Origin of the sequence: Salipiger marinus (assembly GCF_900100085.1) — a bacterium.
GTDB lineage: Bacteria > Pseudomonadota > Alphaproteobacteria > Rhodobacterales > Rhodobacteraceae > Salipiger > Salipiger marinus.
Map to the genome: position 1 here is coordinate 19,755 of NZ_FNEJ01000033.1, position 18,169 is coordinate 37,923.

18 protein-coding genes are annotated in these 18,169 nt (G+C 65.6%); 10 read left to right on the forward strand and 8 right to left on the reverse strand.

Features of this window, described 5'->3' with window-relative positions; all coding sequences use genetic code 11:
* Window positions 1-8 precede the first annotated feature (8 nt).
* From BLR51_RS24305 to BLR51_RS24315, 3 genes are all read right to left on the reverse strand, one after another.
* Window positions 9-914 (reverse strand): branched-chain amino acid ABC transporter permease, encoded by a 906-nt coding sequence (locus BLR51_RS24305; protein WP_089851866.1) that lies wholly within the window; start codon window positions 912-914, stop codon window positions 9-11.
* Between the two features lie 55 nt (window positions 915-969).
* Window positions 970-2,253: an ABC transporter substrate-binding protein gene (locus BLR51_RS24310; protein ID WP_089851867.1), complete on the reverse strand. Its 1,284-nt coding sequence runs from the start codon at window positions 2,251-2,253 to the stop codon at window positions 970-972.
* 85 nt (window positions 2,254-2,338) lie between these two features.
* On the reverse strand, window positions 2,339-3,322 hold the full coding sequence (locus tag BLR51_RS24315; protein ID WP_089851869.1) for a cyclase family protein: 984 nt from the start codon (window positions 3,320-3,322) through the stop codon (window positions 2,339-2,341).
* Window positions 3,323-3,500: 178 nt separating this feature from the next.
* On the opposite strand from BLR51_RS24315, the gene BLR51_RS24320 reads away from it, so the two are divergent.
* Window positions 3,501-4,625 carry a zinc-dependent alcohol dehydrogenase family protein gene (locus BLR51_RS24320; RefSeq protein WP_089851871.1) on the forward strand — a complete coding sequence of 375 codons (1,125 nt, stop codon included), beginning with the start codon at window positions 3,501-3,503 and terminating at the stop codon, window positions 4,623-4,625.
* Between the two features lie 15 nt (window positions 4,626-4,640).
* Window positions 4,641-5,570 carry a LysR family transcriptional regulator gene (locus BLR51_RS24325; RefSeq protein WP_089851873.1) on the forward strand — a complete coding sequence of 310 codons (930 nt, stop codon included), beginning with the start codon at window positions 4,641-4,643 and terminating at the stop codon, window positions 5,568-5,570.
* Window positions 5,571-5,595: 25 nt separating this feature from the next.
* Here the strand turns inward: BLR51_RS24325 and BLR51_RS24330 are convergent, their stop codons facing one another.
* Both BLR51_RS24330 and BLR51_RS24335 read right to left on the reverse strand, forming a co-directional pair.
* Window positions 5,596-7,881: an arginine/lysine/ornithine decarboxylase gene (locus tag BLR51_RS24330; protein WP_089851875.1), complete on the reverse strand. Its 2,286-nt coding sequence runs from the start codon at window positions 7,879-7,881 to the stop codon at window positions 5,596-5,598.
* A 215-nt stretch (window positions 7,882-8,096) separates the two neighbouring features.
* On the reverse strand, window positions 8,097-9,023 hold the full coding sequence (locus BLR51_RS24335) for a dihydrodipicolinate synthase family protein (protein ID WP_089851877.1): 927 nt from the start codon (window positions 9,021-9,023) through the stop codon (window positions 8,097-8,099).
* Window positions 9,024-9,145: 122 nt separating this feature from the next.
* Here BLR51_RS24335 and BLR51_RS24340 point away from each other — a divergent pair, with 122 nt between their 5' ends.
* The 8 genes from BLR51_RS24340 to BLR51_RS24375 all read left to right on the forward strand — a co-directional run bounded on the left by BLR51_RS24340 (window position 9,146) and on the right by BLR51_RS24375 (window position 16,407).
* Window positions 9,146-10,138 carry a Gfo/Idh/MocA family protein gene (locus BLR51_RS24340; protein ID WP_165616926.1) on the forward strand — a complete coding sequence of 331 codons (993 nt, stop codon included), beginning with the start codon at window positions 9,146-9,148 and terminating at the stop codon, window positions 10,136-10,138.
* 18 nt (window positions 10,139-10,156) lie between these two features.
* Window positions 10,157-10,855, forward strand: coding sequence for a FadR/GntR family transcriptional regulator (locus tag BLR51_RS24345; RefSeq protein ID WP_089851881.1), 699 nt, complete (start codon window positions 10,157-10,159; stop codon window positions 10,853-10,855).
* Between the two features lie 113 nt (window positions 10,856-10,968).
* Complete coding sequence (locus BLR51_RS24350) at window positions 10,969-11,310, forward strand: hypothetical protein (protein WP_089851883.1); 342 nt, start codon at window positions 10,969-10,971, stop codon at window positions 11,308-11,310.
* Complete coding sequence (locus tag BLR51_RS24355; protein ID WP_242656835.1) at window positions 11,307-13,484, forward strand: pyrroloquinoline quinone-dependent dehydrogenase; 2,178 nt, start codon at window positions 11,307-11,309, stop codon at window positions 13,482-13,484. Before BLR51_RS24350 ends, BLR51_RS24355 begins: the two co-directional genes overlap by 4 nt.
* Before the next feature lie 341 nt (window positions 13,485-13,825).
* The gene (locus BLR51_RS24360) at window positions 13,826-14,356 is read left to right on the forward strand and encodes a hypothetical protein (protein ID WP_089851885.1); all 531 of its coding nucleotides are present in this window, start codon (window positions 13,826-13,828) and stop codon (window positions 14,354-14,356) included.
* A gap of 3 nt (window positions 14,357-14,359) precedes the next feature.
* Window positions 14,360-14,746 (forward strand): phage holin family protein, encoded by a 387-nt coding sequence (locus tag BLR51_RS24365; protein ID WP_089851888.1) that lies wholly within the window; start codon window positions 14,360-14,362, stop codon window positions 14,744-14,746.
* A 1-nt stretch (window position 14,747) separates the two neighbouring features.
* Window positions 14,748-15,746 (forward strand): DUF3618 domain-containing protein, encoded by a 999-nt coding sequence (locus BLR51_RS24370; protein ID WP_089851890.1) that lies wholly within the window; start codon window positions 14,748-14,750, stop codon window positions 15,744-15,746.
* Window positions 15,747-15,915: 169 nt separating this feature from the next.
* Window positions 15,916-16,407: a YciE/YciF ferroxidase family protein gene (locus BLR51_RS24375; RefSeq protein WP_089851891.1), complete on the forward strand. Its 492-nt coding sequence runs from the start codon at window positions 15,916-15,918 to the stop codon at window positions 16,405-16,407.
* Window positions 16,408-16,472: 65 nt separating this feature from the next.
* Here BLR51_RS24375 and BLR51_RS28345 read toward each other — a convergent pair whose 3' ends face one another.
* From BLR51_RS28345 to BLR51_RS24385, 3 genes are all read right to left on the reverse strand, one after another.
* A complete protein-coding gene (locus tag BLR51_RS28345) occupies window positions 16,473-17,297 on the reverse strand; it encodes a hypothetical protein (protein WP_242656836.1) in 825 nt (274 codons plus the stop codon).
* Entirely contained in the window at window positions 17,294-17,713 is a 420-nt protein-coding gene (locus BLR51_RS27505; protein ID WP_131821877.1) for a hypothetical protein, read from the reverse strand. The genes BLR51_RS28345 and BLR51_RS27505 overlap by 4 nt, the downstream gene beginning before the upstream one ends.
* Window positions 17,714-17,820: 107 nt before the next feature.
* Window positions 17,821-18,169 (reverse strand): transposase (locus BLR51_RS24385; protein ID WP_165616927.1); only part of this gene is annotated, 349 nt, incomplete at its 5' end.

Here is an 18,169-nt window from a genome sequence, read left to right on the forward strand (position 1 = left end):
TCGGGTCCTCAGATCTTGCGGGCGACCGGGCTGCCGAACAGCCCTTCGGGGCGCACCAGCAGGACCAGAACCATGATGAGATAGGGCACCAGCACCGCCACCTCGGGCCAGACATAGACGGCAAAGGACCGCCCCAGCCCGATCAGCAGCGCGGTGATGGCCGCACCTTCGATCTGGCCCAGCCCGGCGGTGGCGATCACGGCGAAGGACAGCACGATCATGTCCGCGCCCATCCCCGGCAGGATCGAGGTGGTGGGCGAGGCAAGCGCGCCGCCCAGACCCGCCAGCACCGCGCCCACCACGAAGGTGAACAGGAACACCCGGTCGGCATCGATGCCGATGGACTGCGCCGCCTCGCGGTCCTCGGTGGTGGCGAGGATCAGCTTGCCGATCACCGTGTGCCGCAGGAAGAACCGCAGCCCCAGCAGCAGCGTCACCGCCAGAACCGGCAGCAGGATCAGCTGGTAGACGGTATAGGTGACGCCAAACACCGTGACATTGCCAAGCGCCTGCAGGGCGCTCGCCTGAAAATAGGGTTGCGTGCCCCAGACCAGCCGCTGCACGTCCTCGAGGATCATGAACACGGCGAAGGTGACCAGAAGCTGCAGCACCTCGGGCTTGTTGTAGATGCGGCGCAGCAGCAGCCATTCGATGGGCCCCCCCAGCAGGACGCCCACCAGCACCGCCGACACCAGCATCAGCGGAAAGGCCAGCACCGGGGCAAAGCCAAGCGCCAGCACGTAACTGGTCAGCGACGCGGTGGCATAGGCGCCGATGGCGTAAAGCGAGCCATGCGCGACGTTGAGAATGCGCATGACGCCAAAGATCAGCGTCAGCCCCAGCGCGACGATGAACACCAGCGCCGCATAGGAGATGCCGTCAAACAGCGCGAGCAGGAAGATGGTGAGGTTCATGGGGGTTCCGTTCCATGGCGCCGGGCGGAGGGGAGACCCCTCCGCCGGGTCGTGGTCAGTTGTCGTAGGACGCCGCCTCGACGCTGTCGGGGAAAGAGGCATCAAGCCCCTTGATCCACTCGATCGAGGTTTCCCCCACCGGCGGCAGCAGCTGCGCACCGTCAAAGATCATGATGTCCTCCAGCGTGGCGAAAGGGTAATCGCCAGTCTGCACGCTCATGCCCATCAGCTGCGCTTCGATGCCCTGATTGTCCTCGCGCAGGGTGATGGGGCGGCCATAGGCCTGAAACTCCAGCCCCTCGAACGCGGCAAGCAGCTGGTCTTCGGTCGGCCAGTCGGTGCCGTTTTCCTCGATCGCGCGGGCATAGGCGGCTTTCATCGCCTCCAGCGCCTGCGCGGCATGGAACACCGAATAGATCGGAATGCTGCCGGTGCTTTCCTTGAAGTCGCTGACGAAGGTCTTGAAATCCTCGTCATCGCGGCGTTCGGGATGCAGGAAATAGTGATCCCCGCGCGCCCCCACCACATGGCCAGCGGGCAGGCTGCTGCCCAGCCGTTCCAGCGAGCTTTCGGCGAGGGGCAGCACGAAGGTGGAGCTGTTCATCAGCCCGCGCTGGAATGCCTGCTGCACGAACGTGTCCAGATCGCCGCCCCAAGAGGTGGACAGGATCACGTCCGGACGCAGCGCCTGCAGCCGCGAGATTTCGGTGGAAAAGTCGGGCGAGCCGAATTTCGGGAAGAATTCGCCCAGCACCTCGACCTCTGGCTTCATGGCCTTGAGCGCGGTCGAAAAGATGTCCCAGCTGTCGCGGCCCCAGGCGTAATCCTGATTGACCACGGCGATGGTCTGGAAATCCGGTTTCATCTTCAGCAGATAGACCACCGCCGCCATCATTTCTGCGGTGGCGTTGGCCTGCGTGCGGAAGACATATTTGTAGTCGTTTTCTTCAAAGATGCGCTGCGTGCCGCAGTCCCACATCAGGTTGGGCACCTGCAGATCCTCGGCCAGCGGCGCCAGCGTCTGGCAGTTGCCAGAGGAAATGGCCGAAAGCATCACCTCGGCCTCGCCCGACACGCGGCGGAATTCCGAGGTCAGCGCCTCTGCCCCCGCGCCCTCGTCGATATAGATGACCTCGACCGGCACGCCGTTGATGCCGCCCGCCTCGTTGAGGCTGGCCACCATCAGATCCATGGCATCCCGTGCGGGCACCCCGAAGACCGAGGCGGATCCGGTCAGGAACGTGGTCATCCCCACCTTCAGCGTGTCCGGCTTGTCCTGCGCGAAGGCGCCGAACGGCAGCGCCGCGCAGAGCGCCGTGGTGACGAATAGCTTTTTCATTGTCTCTCCTCCCTGTGAAGTGGCCGGTGATCCGGTCCGGGAACGGCCCGGGATCTGGCCGGTGGTCTGGCCCTTGGGCACCCGGTCAGCGAATGGCGATCGGGTTGATGATCATCTGCACCGCGCCTTTCACCCGCGCCTGCCCCAGCACGAACAGGAACTCATGCACCCCGTCGGCGGCCAGTGCGCGGGTGTCCATGTTTTCAAGGATGTAGATGCCGTTATGGGTCTGCAGGATCTGGTGGGCGCGGAACGCCTGACCTTCGGTTTCGGCGGGCACCACCTCCATGCCCCATGTGTCGGCCCCTACGGCCATCACGCCGATTTCCGCCAGATATTCGGCACCGCTGACCCCCAGCCCCGGCTCGATGGCGCCGAAGGTCTGGGGATCGGGGCTGTCGCCGTCCAGCAGGTTCATCCAGTTGGAGTTGAACAGCACCACATCGCCTTCGCGCAGCTCCACCCCCTGCGCCTCGGCGGCGGCGCGGATGTCGTCTGCGGTATAGGGCGTGCCGCCTTCGACCATGTCGGTGCCGAAATAGGCGGCCATGTCCAGCATCACCCCCCGGCCCACCAGACCCGGCAGCTTGTCCAGCCCCAGTTCGGTCAGACCCGAGGCCGGGGCAAAGTCGTCATAGCTCCGGCCCCCGTAATACAGGTGATCCTCGCCGGAATGGCCCAGACCGTCGATCTGCGGACCGATCCCCAGCCAGCCCATGAAGATGTCGTCATTATAGGTGAAGGTGTTGTCGCCCAGCCCGGAATTGCCGTTCTGCCCGGGCTGCAGGATGGTCAGCGACAGGCTGCGCGGCGGAAAGGCGGGCGTGTCCGCGCCCACGATCATGCCAAGGCTGTAGACCTTGCCTTCGGTCACCAGCCCTGCGGCCTGTTTCACCCGCTCTGGTGTCATGTGGTTGGCGGCGCCCAGTTCGTCGCCCTCGCCCCAGCGGGTCTGCGCCCAGTCCGGCGGGCTGCCGGACGTGTCATGCGCCAGCAGCGGACCCGCCGCCATGGCTGCCAGCGTCCCGGCCAGCAGCCGCAATCTTGCACGGTTTTGGAAAGTACCCATAGCTTCCTCCCAGAGCTTGAGACTTCAAAAGCCTATGCGGCGGGGCCAAACCGGGCCAATATCCTTCGACGATTCCGGCCATAGGTTTGTGCTATCGCAGCAAGGGTTCCGGTTTCGCCGCGCAGGGATGCGTCTAGCCTGAGCGCTGAGGAGAGCGTGGGCTGACAGGGAGGAGCGCATGAAGATCACGGCTGCCGTGCTGGAGCACGGCGGGATCCCGAAGGGATTCGAGGCGGCGCAGGCGCTGCGGGTGGGCGAGGTGGATCTGGCGCCTCCCGGCCCCGGAGAGGTGCTGATCCGCGTGGCGGCGGCGGGGGTCTGCCATTCCGATCTGTCGGTCATCAACGGCACCCGGCCCCGCCCCGTGCCCATGGTGCTGGGCCACGAGGCATCGGGCCATGTCGAGGAGGTGGGCGCGGGGGTCACGGATCTGGCGCCCGGCGATCACGTCGTCTGCATCTTCGCGCCGGGCTGTGGCACCTGCCTGCCCTGCGCCGAGGGCCGCCCCGCGCTTTGCACCCGGGCCGCCGCGCATCATGGCCGCGGCGAGCTGATGACCGGTCACCGCCGCCTGTCGCGGCAGGGTGCGCCGGTGCATCACCATGTCGGCGTGTCGGCCTTTGCCACCCATGCCGTGCTGGCGCGGCAGTCGCTGGTCAAGGTCGAGGCCGATCTGCCGCCGCATGTCTCGGCGCTGTTTTCCTGCGCGATGCTGACCGGCGCGGGGGCAGTGTTCAACACCGCGCGCGTGCCGCCGGGGTCGCGGGTTGCGGTGTTCGGGCTGGGTGGGGTCGGGCTGTCGGCGGTGCTGGGGGCCGTGGCGGCGGGCGCGGGACAGGTCATCGCCATCGACCGCTTCGACTCCAAGATGCAGGCGGCCCGCGACATGGGCGCCACCCATACCGTCAAGGCCGATGCCCATACGGTGGAGGCGGTGCGCGATCTGACCGGCGGCGGCGTCGATGTGGCGATCGAACTGGCGGGGTCGGTCACGGCGCTGGAAACGGCTTGGGGCTGCACCTGCCGGGGCGGCACCACCGTCACCGCGGGCCTGCCCCATCCGGACGCGCGCATGGCGCTGAACGCGCTGCAGCTGGTGGCCGAAGAACGGGTGCTGAAGGGCAGCTATATCGGTTCCTGCGTGCCGCAGCGCGATCTGCCGCGGATGTTCGCGCTTTATGCGCGCGGCAAGCTGCCGGTGGAAAAGATGATGACGCACCGGCTGAAGCTGGCGGACATCAACCGCGCCATGGATCAGCTGGAGGACGGCACCGCCATCCGGCAGGTGATCGAGTTCGACTGACAGGGCGGGGCGGATATGGTGGACATCCGGCAGCTGCGTTATTTCCTTGCCATCGCCGATGCGCCGTCGATTTCCGCGGCGGCGCAGGCCATCGGCGTGGCGCAGCCGTCGCTGTCCCAGCATGTGCAGCGCATGGAAGAGGAACTGGGCGTCAAGCTGGTGGACCGGTCGCCGCGCGGCACGCTGCTGACGCAGGAAGGCCATGTGCTGGTCGAACACGCGCGCCGCATCTGCGACAGTCTGGACCGCTGCATGGCCGACATGCGGGAACTGGGCGGGGTGATCCGGGGGCGTGTGGGGTTCGGCATGCCGCCCTCCTGTTCCATGGTCATGTCGGTGCCTCTGGCCGAGACCGTGCGGCTGGAACTGCCCGAGGTGCGGCTGCGCGCCGTCGAGGCGATGAGCGGGTATATCAAGCACTGGATCGACGATGGCACCGTCGATATCGGCTTTCTTTATGACCTCAGCGATGCGGGACCGCTGCGCGCGACGCATGTGATGGACGAGGCGCTGTATTTCTATTCGGCCCCGGATGCGTGGCCGCTGGACACGCCGCCCGGCACGCCGGTGGCGCTGCGCGACCTGCAGCGGCTGGACATGATCCTGACCTCGAACGGGCTGCGCCAGACCATCGAGGGTTACTGCCAGCGCAACGGCGTCAGCCTGAACGTGGTGATCGAAATGGACGCGATGACCCAGATCAAGGAACTGGTGGCGCGCGGGTCGGGCTATACCATCTTCGCCCCAGTGGCGGCGCAGGATTTTGTCCGGCGCGGCGAACTGCTGCGCGCCCCCATCGTGGAGCCGCGCATGACCCGCCCCGTCTATCTGGTGTCCAACCCCGCGCGGGTGATGACGCGGGCCTGCCGGTCGGTGGAACAGGTGACGCTGGACGTGGCGCGCGAACTGGTCCAGCGCGGCATCTGGGAGGCGACGCTGGTCTGACCCGCGCCGCCCCGCCTGACCTGCCTTAAACCGCGACGCAGTCGGCGTAGTAATGCACTTTGCCGTCTGCTTCGGTTTCCTGCACCAGACCGTGAATGTCGGTCTCGAACCCCGGGCATTCGCTGGCGAACTCGCGGTTGAACTTCAGATATTCCACGATCTTGCGGTTGAACACCTCGCCCGGGATCAGCAGCGGGATGCCCGGCGGATAGGGCGTGACAAGGCTGGTGGTGATCCGGCCTTCCAGCTCGTCGATCGGCACGCGCTGCGTGGTGCGCCGCGCGATGTGGGAAAACGCCTCGGCGGGGGCCATGGCCGGGGTCAGGTCGCTGAGATACATTTCCGTCGACAGGATCGCCACGTCGTATTTGGCGTAAAGCGCATGCACATGCTGGCAGAGATCGCGCAGGCCCATCTGTTCATAGCGCGGCTGCTTGGCGCAGAAATCCGGCATGATCTTCCACATCGGATGGTTCTTGGCGTAATCATCCTTGAACTGCTGCAGCGCGGTCAGCAGCGTGTTCCAGCGACCCTTGGTGATGCCGATGGTGAACATGATGAAGAAGCTGTAAAGCCCGGTCTTTTCCACCACCACGCCATGCTCGGCCAGATATTTGGTGACGATGGAGGCGGGGATGCCCTCCTCCTCGAACCGGCCATCCAGATTGAGCCCCGGCGTGATCAGCGTCGCCTTGATCGGGTCCAGCATGTTGAAGCCGGGGGCCATGTCGCCAAAGCCGTGCCAGCTGTCTTCGCCCGAGGCCTGCACGCCTTCGGCATCGGTCTTTTTCAGCACCCAGTCCTTGGTGCGGCCGATGCCCTCTTCGGCCAGATCGTCGGGGCCCCAGACGCGGAACCACCAGTCATTGCCGAATTCCTCGTCGACCTTGCGCATGGCCCGGCGGAAATCCAGCGACTGTTCGATGCTTTCTTCCACCAGCGCAGTGCCGCCCGGCGGTTCCATCATCGCGGCGGCCACGTCGCAGCTGGCGATGATCGAATATTGCGGGCTGGTGGAGGTGTGCATCAGATAGGCTTCGTTGAACAGATGCCGGTCCAGCTTGGTCTCAACGCTGTCCTGCACCAGCACATGGCTCGCCTGACTGATCCCGGCCAGCAGCTTGTGGATCGACTGCGTGGCATAGGTCACCGAATGCTGGGTGCGTTCGCGCTTGCGCCCCATGGCGTGATAGGTGCCGTAAAACGGATGGAAGGCGGCATGGGGCAGCCAGGCCTCGTCGAAATGCAGGTTCTCGACATAGCCGTCCAGCAGGCCCTTGATGGTTTCGGTGTTGTAGAGCACGCCGTCATAGGTCGACTGGGTCAGCGTCATGATGCGCGGCTTGACCGTGTCGGCATCCACGCCTTCCAGCAGCGGGTTGGCGCGGATCTTGGCCTTGATCGCCTCGGGCGAGAATTCCGAAAACGGAATCGGGCCGATGATGCCGAAATGGTTGCGCGTGGGCTTCAGGAAGACCGGGATCGCGCCGGTCATGATGATGCTGTGCAGGATCGACTTGTGGCAGTTGCGGTCCACCACCACCACATCGCCGGGCGCCACGGTGTGATGCCAGACCATCTTGTTGGAGGTCGAGGTGCCGTTGGTGACGAAATAGCAGTGATCGGCGTTGAAGATGCGCGCGGCATTGCGTTCGGAGGCGCCGATGGCGCCGTTATGGTCCAGAAGCTGGCCCAGTTCCTCGACCGCGTTGCAGACATCGGCGCGCAGCATGTTTTCACCGTAGAACTGGTGATACATCTGGCCGATGGGCGATTTCAGAAAGGCCACGCCCCCCGAATGGCCGGGGCAGTGCCACGAATAGGACCCATCCTCGGCGTAATCCAGAAGCGCCTTGAAGAACGGCGGCTGGATGCCCTCCAGATAGCTTTTCGCCTCGCGGATGATGTGGCGGGCGACAAATTCCGGCGTATCCTCGAACATGTGGATGAAGCCGTGCAGCTCGCGCAGGATCTCGTTGGGCAGGTGGCGACTCGTCTTGGTCTCGCCGTAAAGGTAGATCGGCACATCGGCGTTTTTCCAGCGCACCTCGTCGATGAAGTTGCGCAGGTTCAGCACCGCCGGATCGAGTTCGGGGCCGGGGCTGAATTCCTCGTCGTCGATGGACAGAACAAAGGCCGAGGCGCGGCTTTGCTGCTGCGCGAATTGCGACAGATCCCCGTAGCTGGTGACGCCCAGCACCTCGAAACCTTCCTCCTCGATGGCCTGCGCCATGGCGCGGATGCCCAGCCCCGAGGAATTTTCGGAGCGGAAGTCTTCGTCGATGATGACGATGGGAAAACGGAACTTCATGGGGGGTTCTCCTTCCGGAAAGACGGCCGATTGGCCCTTGGGGCTCTGGTCTTCCGGCCTCGAAACGCAACAAGCGGGCCGGATCGCGGCGGGGCGGATCCTAGGCGCGTTTCTTTCCCCTGCAGCGCGGACAGTCAAGCGGATGTGCGCACCCCATGACAAAAGGGCCCGCCTGTCGGCGGACCCTCGCAGTCTGGCGGAGGAGGCGCCAAAGCTCAGGCGGCGCGGAACGCCCGTTCCGCCGCCAGAAGGGCGCGCGCGGCCTCGGCCACATCGGCGCGGCGGTCATCGGGGATGTCGGAGCTGGGCCGCAGGATCGGCCCGGTCTGCGCCAGACCCGACAGCGCCACCGCCGCATGCAGCACGCGGATTTCGTTGATGCCGTTGCGCAGCACCTCCAGCGGCAGGATCGGCTCCAGCAGGCGGGTGGCCTCGGCCCGGTCGCCCGTCTTCAGCGCGGCAAGAATGGCGGTGGAGATGGCAGGCGCGATGCAGACGCAGCCTGCGGTGAAGCCCGCCAGCCCCTGATCCAGCAGATGCGGCACGGCGGGCGGTTCGCCAAAGCCCGAGATGATGCGCTCTGCCCCGATCGCGGCGATCAGCGCGTCAAGATAGGGATCCGCCGCCCCTTCGGCGCGCGGCACGGCATATTTGACGCCGAACACCACACCTTCGGCGACCAGCGCGCCCAGAAGATCGGCGGGCATGTAGCCATCGGTCTTGATATAGACCAGCAACTGCACCCCGCAGGCGTCGTAAAAGGCGCGCAGCGCGTCGCCCATGCCGTCATGGGTCAGCGGCGGGCTCATCGGCACCAGCAGCGCCACCGGGAAATCGCGGTCGGCCAGAACCGCCGCCTGATCCATCATCTTGCCCGCATCGGGCCCGACCGAGGGCAGGAGCCATGTGTCCGCCTCCACCAGCGCCTCCAGCCGGTCCAGCCAGTCGGCATAGACCGAGACCGGCCAGTGATGGGCCAGCGCGTTGCCGCCATAAAGGATGGTGCTGACGCCGCCCGCTTCCAGATGGCGGATCAGCGCGCCATTGGCGGCATCGTTGAAGGTGCCGTCGGCGTGGCGGGCCAGCGGCGGCACCGCCATGACGGCGGCGGCAAGATCGGCGGGGGTGACGGTGGTGCGCATGGCAGGGCTCCGGAGGGTGAATCTGGACAAAGCAGTAATTTCCCGGCCCGAATGAGTCAATAGTTGTAAAATCCGCGGACCGGACGTAGACAGGCGCCGACTCTCACCCGAAGGACAGGATGATGACCCTTACCGTTGCCATCGCCGGAGCCGGCGCCATCAGCGAATTCCACCTCAAGGGCTGGAAGGCGCAGCAGGATGTGACGCTGGCCGCCATCTGCGACCCCGATCCCGCCCGCGCCCGCGCCAAGGCCGAGGAATTCGGCATCCCCGCAGTCTATGCCGATACCGAAGAGATGCTGGAGGCGGTGAAGCCCGACGCGGTGGACATCATCACCCCGGTGGGCAGCCACGCGCCGCTGGTGAAGATGGCCGCCGATCGCGGCATCCATGTCATGTGCCAGAAGCCGATGACCCCCACCGTGGCCGAGGCCGAGGCGCTGATCGCCGAAGTGGGCGACCGCGTGCGCTTCATGGTGCATGAAAACTACCGCTTCCGCCCGCATTACGCCGAACTGGCCCGCCGCGTCGCCGAAGGTCAGGTGGGCCCGCTGCGCCATGCGCGGCTGACGGTGCGGTCCTCCTCGATGTTCGACTATCCGGGCAAGGTGCCGTTCCTGCTGGGCCGCCAGCCCTATCTCAAGGAGTTCAAGCGGCTGCTGGTGTTCGAGGTGCTGATCCATCACCTTGACGCGCTGCGGTCGATCCTTGGCGAGATGCAGGTGATGTCGGCCACGCTGGACCGGATCAATCCCGATCTGGCGGGCGAGGATGTGGCGCTGGTGACGCTGCGCGCGGAGAGCGGCGCGCTGGTGCAGATCGACGCCAACATCTCTGCCCCCGGCTATCCGCCGCTGCCCACCGACCGGCTGGAACTGCTGGGCGAGGCGGATACCATCGTCTATGACCGCGACCGCATCACCCGGCTGTCGGAACCCGACAACGTGTCGCTGCACGACCTTCAGGCCAATTATCAGGCCTGTTTCACCGGTGCCGTCACCTCCTTTGTCGAGGGGCTGCGCACCGGGGCGCCCTTCCCCACCGACAGGCTGGACAATCTGCGCACGCTGCGGCTGATGGAATCCATCTATACCGCGGCAGGCGTCGCAATCTGACCACATCCGGAGGCAGGCATGCAGGACACCCGCCGCGATCCCTCGCGCGCCGATCAGGTTCACGACCGGCTTCTGGCCGATATCGTGGCGGGCACCTATCCCCTGCAGTCCCGCCTGCCCCCGGAGGAAGTGCTGGCGCAGACCTGCGGCGTATCGCGCCCGGTGCTGCGCATGGCGCTGGCCCGGCTGCGCGAGGATGGCATCATCACCTCGCGCCGGGGCTCGGGCAATTACGTCACCCGCAGGCCCGACCGGGCAGTGATGGATTTCGTGCCGCTGGGATCGATCACCGACATCCGGCGCTGTTATGAATTCCGCGCCGATGTGGAAAGTGCCGCCGCCGCTTGGGCCGCGCGCCGCCGGACCGAGGCCGATCTGGCCGCGATGGAGGCGGCGCAGGCGCAGCTTGCGGGCAGCTACCGGCAGCAGCAGCTGGGGGTGGAGGCCGACCACCAGCTGCATCTGGCCGTGGCGCGGGCCAGCGGCAATCCGTTTTACGTCACCGTGCTGGAATCGCTCGCCACGCAGATCGCCTTTGGCATGACGCTGTCGCGGTCGCTGACGCTGCAGGGCGCCCCCGACCGGCAGGCCAAGGTCGAGGCAGAGCACCGCGCCCTGATCGAGGCGATCCGCGCCGCCGATCCCGAGGCCGCCGCCGCCGCGATGCGCCGCCATATCATCGCCGCCCGGGACCGCATGTTCGAAGGCGGCGACTGACAGACCGCTCTGCCGATGGTTGCCCTGACCGCTCCGCGCCCTACTCCTATGGGGGAGCGGTCCGGCATCCTGTCCGGTCCGCAGTTCACGCACTCAACAGAACGGACAGGACAATGAGCTATCGTTCCAGCCTGACCCTGCTCATGCTGGCCGCCCTCGTGGCGCTTGGCTTCGGGCTATACGGCTATTTTGCCCCCATGACGGGCGTCACCGGAGTCTGGGGCCCGCTTGCCGCCAGTTTCGGCGCGCTGTGCCTGTTTCTGGGGGCAGCCCTGATGACACAGGCAAGGGCCCGGACCCTGCGCGTCATCCTGATGACCCTGCTGGGGCTGGCGCTGGCGCTGACCCTGCTGGCGGCGGTGCTGCTGCATCAATGGGGCATGGTCACCGCCCTTGCCATCGCCGGTCTTGGCTGGCTGACCGCCCTTTCCGGCCCCGAGGAGACCCGCGCATGACCCGGACCCTGACCTGCACCACGGCGCTCTTGGCGCTGCTGGCCGCCCCCGCGCTGGCGCAAGAAAACATGACGCCCCCCGCCATCGACTCCCCCGAGGCCGAAAGCCCCGAGACACCGGCGCAGACGCCGGAGGTCGAGGCCCCTGCCGCCGAGACGGACACGCCCGACGCGGCAGAGGCCCCCGCCGCGGAGCAGGATACGCCCGAGGCCCCCGCAGCCGAGATGGAAACCGAAGCCGAGCCGGAGAACGCAGAGGCTGCTCCCGACGCCCCTGCGGAAGAACCGCAGGCCGCCCGGAATTTCCCGTCCGACGCGCGCATCCCGCCCTCTGGCACCGACTGGACCGGGTTCCACGGCCAGCTTTCGGCGGCGAAATATTCGCCCCTGACCCAGATCACCCCGGAAAATGTTGGCGATCTGGAACTGGCATGGCGGGTGCACACCGGCGACGTGTCCGACGGATCCGGCGATCTGCCCGCGACCGTCTGGTCGGCCACCCCCATCTATGCCAACGGCCTGCTTTATATCGGCACGCCCTTCTACCGCGTGCTCGCGCTTGATCCCGCGACCGGCGAAGAGGTCTGGTCCTTTGACAGCCAGTCGCGGCTGGAGGCGCTGACCCAGCCCGCGCTCAAGAATCGCGGCGTGGCCTATTGGGAAGCCGAAGAGCCGGTGGAGGGCGAGGCCTGCCAGAAGATCGTCTATCTGGGCACCATGGACGCGCGGCTGTTCGCCATCGACGCCGACACCGGCGAACCCTGCGCGGGCTTTGCCGAAAACGGCATTCTGGACGTGAACCAGTGGAACACCGTGAACGACCGCTGGCCGCTGTCGCTGCTGCAGCCGCCCACCATCGTCGGCGATCACGTCATCATCGGCTGGGCGGGCAATGACTGGGACTGGGCCGAAGCGCCGCCGGGATCGGTGTTTTCGGTCAATGCCCGCACCGGCGCGCTGGAATGGACCTTTGACACCATCCCCGAAGAGATCCGCCAGCAGACCGGCACCGCCAATGTCTGGACCGCGATGAGCGCGGACGAGGAGCGCGGCATCGTCTATCTGCCCGTCGCCTCGCCCTCGCCCAATTACTGGGGCGGCAACCGGACCGAAGAGATCCCCTATGCCACCTCCACCACCGCGCTGGACGTGAACACAGGCGAGGTGATCTGGTCGCGGCAATGGGTGCATCACGACATCTGGGATTACGACATCAACGCCGCGCCCACGCTCATGGACATCACCGTGGAGGGCGAAGACATCCCGGCGCTGCTGCAGCCGACCAAGATGGGTTTCCTGTTTGCGGTGAACCGCGAGACCGGCGAGGATATCTGGCCGATCGAGGAACGCGCCGTGCCCGCGGGCGACATCGAGGGCGAGGTCTATGCGCCCACCCAGCCCTTCCCCACCAACCCGCCGCCGCTGATCGACCAGTCGCGCCTGCCCGATGTCTGGCCGCTGGCCGATATCGCCTCTTTCGGGGAATGTTCGCGGCTTTGGGATGAAATGGTTTACGAAGGCATGTATCAGCCGCCCACCACCGAAGGCGCGGGCGCGGGCGCCTATCCCAACAGCGCGGGCGTCGTGCAATGGGGCGGCGTGGGCTTTGATCCCGAAAACCAGATCGCGGTCGTGAACCTCAGCCACGTGGTGCAGCACATCCAGCTTCACCCGCGCGAGGAATATGACGCGATCCAGGGCGAAGCCGGGCCGGGCGAAAGCGGGTTTCACCCGCAGACCGGCGCGCCCTTCGGCATGTCGCTGCAGACCGCGCTGAACCGCTGGGGCATGCCCTGCTGGAAGCCGCCCTTCGGCGAGATGATGGCCATCGACATGACCACCGGCGAAACGCTCTGGCGCCGCCCCTTCGGCATGTCGCAGCGCTATGGCTTCTACATGCCCGAGGCCTGGGGCTCGCCCACCATCGGCGGCCCCGCCCTGACCGCCAGCGGCCTGATCTTCATCGGGGCAACCATGGACAGCATGGTGCGCGCCTATGACCTGCAGACCGGCGAAAAGCTGTGGCAGGATCTGACCGAGGCACCCTCCGTGTCGAACCCCGCGATCTACGAGCACGAGGGCCAGCAATATGTGGCCTTCATCTCGGGCGGGAATTCGATCCTGAAGCCCGAAGTGGGCGACATGGTGTCGGTCTACCGCCTGCCCCGCGACTAAGACGCCCCCGCCCCGCCCTTGCGCGCGGGGCGGGGATGACCCGGCCGCCGTGCTGCGCCGCCTTCGGGCGGTTTTTGCCGGCTGCGGCCCTTTCCTCCCCACAGTCCCGCCCGGAACGGCCCGACAGCCCTGTCTGTCGGCCAAACGGCGCTGTGCAGGGTCGTCATTTCACAAAACCTGCACATCAGCAGGAACATTCGCTGCTCCTCTCTGGTTGGTGTCCCGAACAGCCACCCAAACAAGGAAGGCGCAGAAATGCATTCCATCATCTACATTGTCGGGCTCGTCGTCATTGTTCTGGCAATCCTCAATTTCGTCGCATGACACAGGAGGACACCCCCATGACCACAACCGAGCACACGTCCGGAGCCAGCGACGAGGCACGCCGCCTGCGCGATGACGCCGCACGCAAAGCGCAGTCGCTGCAGGCCGATGCCACCGATCAGGTCCGCGACCGGGCCGAACACGTCAAGGACAGCGTTGCCGAGGATGTCTCCTCGGTGGGCGACGCGCTGCGCACCGCCTCGGGCGAATTGCGCAAGGGCTCGCCGCAGGCGCAGATCTTCGGCTCGCTCGCCGAGCAGCTGGCAGGCTTTTCCGACGCGCTGCGCGGACGGGATGTCACGGAGATCGTGGGCGAGGTCAGCGCCTTTGGCCGTCGCAACCCGGCAGCCTTTCTGGGGGGCGCCGCCCTTTTGGGCTTCGCCGCCGTGCGCATGGTCCGCGCCTCCGCCCCCGAGGCGACACCGACCGGATCTGCCCCAATGGACCGGCCCGCCCCGTCGGATCCGCTTGCCACCCCCGCCCTGCAAAGCACCCCCGCCACCCCCGTGATGACGCCGCCCGTCACCCCCCCGCCGGAGGACCGCTGAACCATGGAACCGCACAAGACCGAAAGCACCACCTCCCTGCTGAGCACCATCGTTGACCAGCTGAGCGCCCTGATCCGGGCGGAGCTGCACCTTGCCAGATCCGAGGTCGACCAGAACCTGCGCCGCGCTGGCGTGGCCCTGGGGATGATTGTTGCTGCCGTAGTGCTGCTGATGACGGCGCTCAACGTGCTGGCCGCAGCGCTGTCCGCCGGGCTCGCCGAACTGGGTCTGGACCCGGGCTGGGCCGCCCTGATCGTGGGCGTGGCTTTTGCCGGGATCGCTTGGGCGCTGCTGTCCAAGGGGCTCAATGATCTCAAGATGTCCAGTCTTGCCCCCAGCCGCACCGCCGAAAACGTCAAGCGCGACGCGCGCGCCGTAAAAGGAGCCTGAGATGCCCAGCGACACCCGCAGCCCGCAAGACATTGAACGCGATGTGGAGCGCCATCGCTCCGACCTCTCGGATTCGCTGCGCGAGATCCAGTCCCGCTTCACGCCGGAGGCTGTGGTGCGTGAGGTGACCCAAGCCTTTCGCAGCCATGGCAGCGAAATGGGCACCGCCGTCACCCGGTCCGTGCAGCAGAACCCAGTGGCGCTGGCCGTCACCGGCATCGGGCTGGCCTGGCTGATCTTTGGCCGCTCGCATGATGACCGCCCTGCTGCCCCGGCAGCTTATGACCCGCTGCAGGATGGGGTGGACCGCCCCGATCCGCGCGCGCTTTACGGCACCCCGCCGGTGCATCCGGCGACCACGGGCCGCGATCCGTCTTACCCCGCATGGCTTGATGCGACTGACCGCTATGACGGTGGCACCTCTGACGAGGAAAGCACCCGGGCCAAGGCAGCGCGAGGCATGTCACAGGCCGGGCATGACGTTGCGCATCGCGCGTCGCAGATGCGTGACCGGCTCTATCACGGCACCGAACATCTGGGGGACGCTGCGCGTCAGCGGATCGCTTCGGCTCGGCATGCCGCCGTGACGGCACGGGACCGCGCGGCGCCCGTCCTGCGAGACAACTGGCGCGCCGGTCGCGACAATGCCAGTCGGTTTCTTGAAGAGCAGCCGCTGGTGGCTGGCGCACTTGCCATTGCGGTAGGGGCGGCACTTGCCAGCGCCCTGCCGCGCACCCGGACCGAAGATGCCCTGATGGGAGAAGAATCCGACCGGCTGGTCCATGAAGCCGAGCGGATCTTCGAAGAAGAGCGGGAAAAGGCCAAGCAGGTTGGCAAGGCCGCGCTCGACGAGGCAGGCAAGATTGCGGACGAAAAACGCAGTGACGCCGCAGATGCCGCCCGCACGCTGTCTGATGAGACCCGCGACGCTGCAGCCCGCGTCCGCGGCGCTGCAGAAGAAGAGGCCGACCGGCAAAAGCTGACCTCTCGCGAAGGCTAAGTCGGCGATCAGAAAAAGGCCCCCCGGCTCTGCTCCGGCGGGGCCTTTTTGCGGAGGGTCGACATTGGCTCCACCGGGAACAAAGGTCCGGACCACCTGTTAAAAGGCCTGCCCCTGTCGCCGCAGCGCCGGCGCCTCGCAGAACCGTTCCACAACAAGGAGACCGATTGTGGCCAACAAGACCCTCGACACACTGTTTCACGAAACGCTCAAAGACATCTATTACGCTGAGCGGAAGATCACGACCGCGCTCCGGAAAATGGCGCGCGCGGCCAACAATCCCGATCTGAAAAGCGCGTTTGAAACCCATGAACAGGAAACTCAGGGCCAATATGAGCGCCTGCAGGACGTGTTTGAGCTGATCGGCAAACGCGCGCAGGGCAAGACCTGTGACGCGATCGAAGGCATCATTGCCGAAGGTCAGGAAATCATGGAGGAATTCAAGGACAGCCCTGCGTTGGACGCGGGCCTTCTTGCTGCCGCTCAGGCTGTCGAACATTACGAAATCAGCCGCTACGGCACCTTGAAAAGCTGGGCGCTGCAGCTTGGCATGAAAGACGCTGCAAAACTTCTGGACCAGACACTGCAGGAAGAGCTGGCAACAGATGCCAAGCTGACCAAGCTGGCGGAATCCGTGGTGAACGAGGCCGCGGAGGCCTGACCCGGCGGGGCGCCGTGGCCCACCCGCGGCGCCTACTTCATATGCGGATGGATGGCGCCACCGCCTCATGATGCATCCGCTGCAAGGTGAGTGGCAGCAAAGTCAATCCAGTCCTGCACATTGACCAGACGGCCGACCAGACCCAAGGCCTTGCCCAGCGTCTCTGCATCCGCCTGTGCCAAGTCCTGCAAACTGCTCACGCCGTTAACGTGCAAAAGCCAGATCAGCCCCATCCCCGCCCCCGGAAGAGCGGCCAGCGAGCTGTCGCGGAGCGCATCTTCCTGCCACTCCAGTTCAGACGGTCCCATGCCTCGCAGAGGCGTGGACTCTGGATCGGCAGCTTCTGGCAACTTAAAGCTCTGTTCAAGGGGCTCAAGGGAAGCGTCCGTTTGCCTTCCAAGTGTATCCGGCGTTGTCTGAACGGCCAGTTCGGCCGTCGCTTCCTGAGCCTCCGGCTCGTCCAGACAATCTTGAGTCGTCCCTTGGCTAAGCGCCAGCTCTGTCGATGTATCCGGATCAGGCACCTCTGGCGGCGGCAGTTCCGCCAAAAGATCAAGAAAATCGTCAGCACACTCCTGCCCGGATGTACTGTCCTGTGGTTCATCCGCCCCCGTATCCCCCAGTACTTCTGAGGGGAAAGGCTCATCTTGCGCGGGCACCATAGGCTCACCCTCGGCAACAGGCGGAAGCGATGCCCGTTCGGTGAGGCTCGCGGCCTTGCTGGAGATGGAAAGCGGCAGCTCTTCTACGGAAGGTGGCAAGGCTGCAGGGCCAGCGCCTGTCAGCGAATCCCGTCGCGCAAGCCGTTCCGCTCGCAGGCTTCTGATGCCTTGCCGGGCTTCAGACCGCACGGACCGCGCCCATTCCCGATAATTTTCACGCTCGGTCATATCTCTCCTCCCGACTGCTTCAGGCTGTCCGGCCATTTGGCGAGCGCCCCTTGCGCCAGATGTGCGAGCCGATCGTGCCACTGTCGGTCAGCGAGGCAGGTCTCGAGAAAAATCAACAGATCCAGAGCGCTATGGGGAGGATCAGACCAGCCACCCCACATGCACTGTCTCTCGAGCCAAAGTCCTGCTTCGTCCAGAGTGCGCGCCACCACCGCATCCTCGCGCCCGGCAACACAGAGAGAAACGGCAAGCCGCCCGTCCTGCCGGGCCCAGAGTGAAACCGCGTCCTGTTCCACGCCAGTTGTATGGCACAGCCGGATCCCGACGAAGCGCAGTGGCCGTTTACTTTTGCGCGTCAGGGTGACTGTCCCCGAATGCAACACGTCTGGTCCAAGCGCAGCGGGTGCAAGCGACATCAGCAGCCTTCATCCTTGTGATCAAAGAGTCGAACCCTGACATCGTCGCGCCAAATCCCTAACAATTGGCTACCAAGCGCGAGGGAGTCAAAAAATAAGGACTTAGGTCATGTTGACAAAAGGCGCAGCCAAAGTCGGATGGAGGTGATGTCGATGAAGCCCAAGAAGCTCTCAGCGGTTTTGTCGTAGCGTGTGGCGACACGGCGTGCGTTTTTCAACTTGTTGAAGCACCGCTCGACAAGGTTGCGCAAGGAATAGAGAGAATGATCCACACCCACGCGCATCCTGCGTGATTTGCGCATGGGAATTTGGGTGAGCACCTCCCGCGCCTCCATCTTTTTCCGAATGCGGTCAGCATCATAGCCTCTGTCAGCCAGCAGGACGCTCGGCTCTGGCAGGTTGTTGACCATGACCAGGTCGAACCCCAGGTAATCGGATGTCTGCCCCGGAGTGATT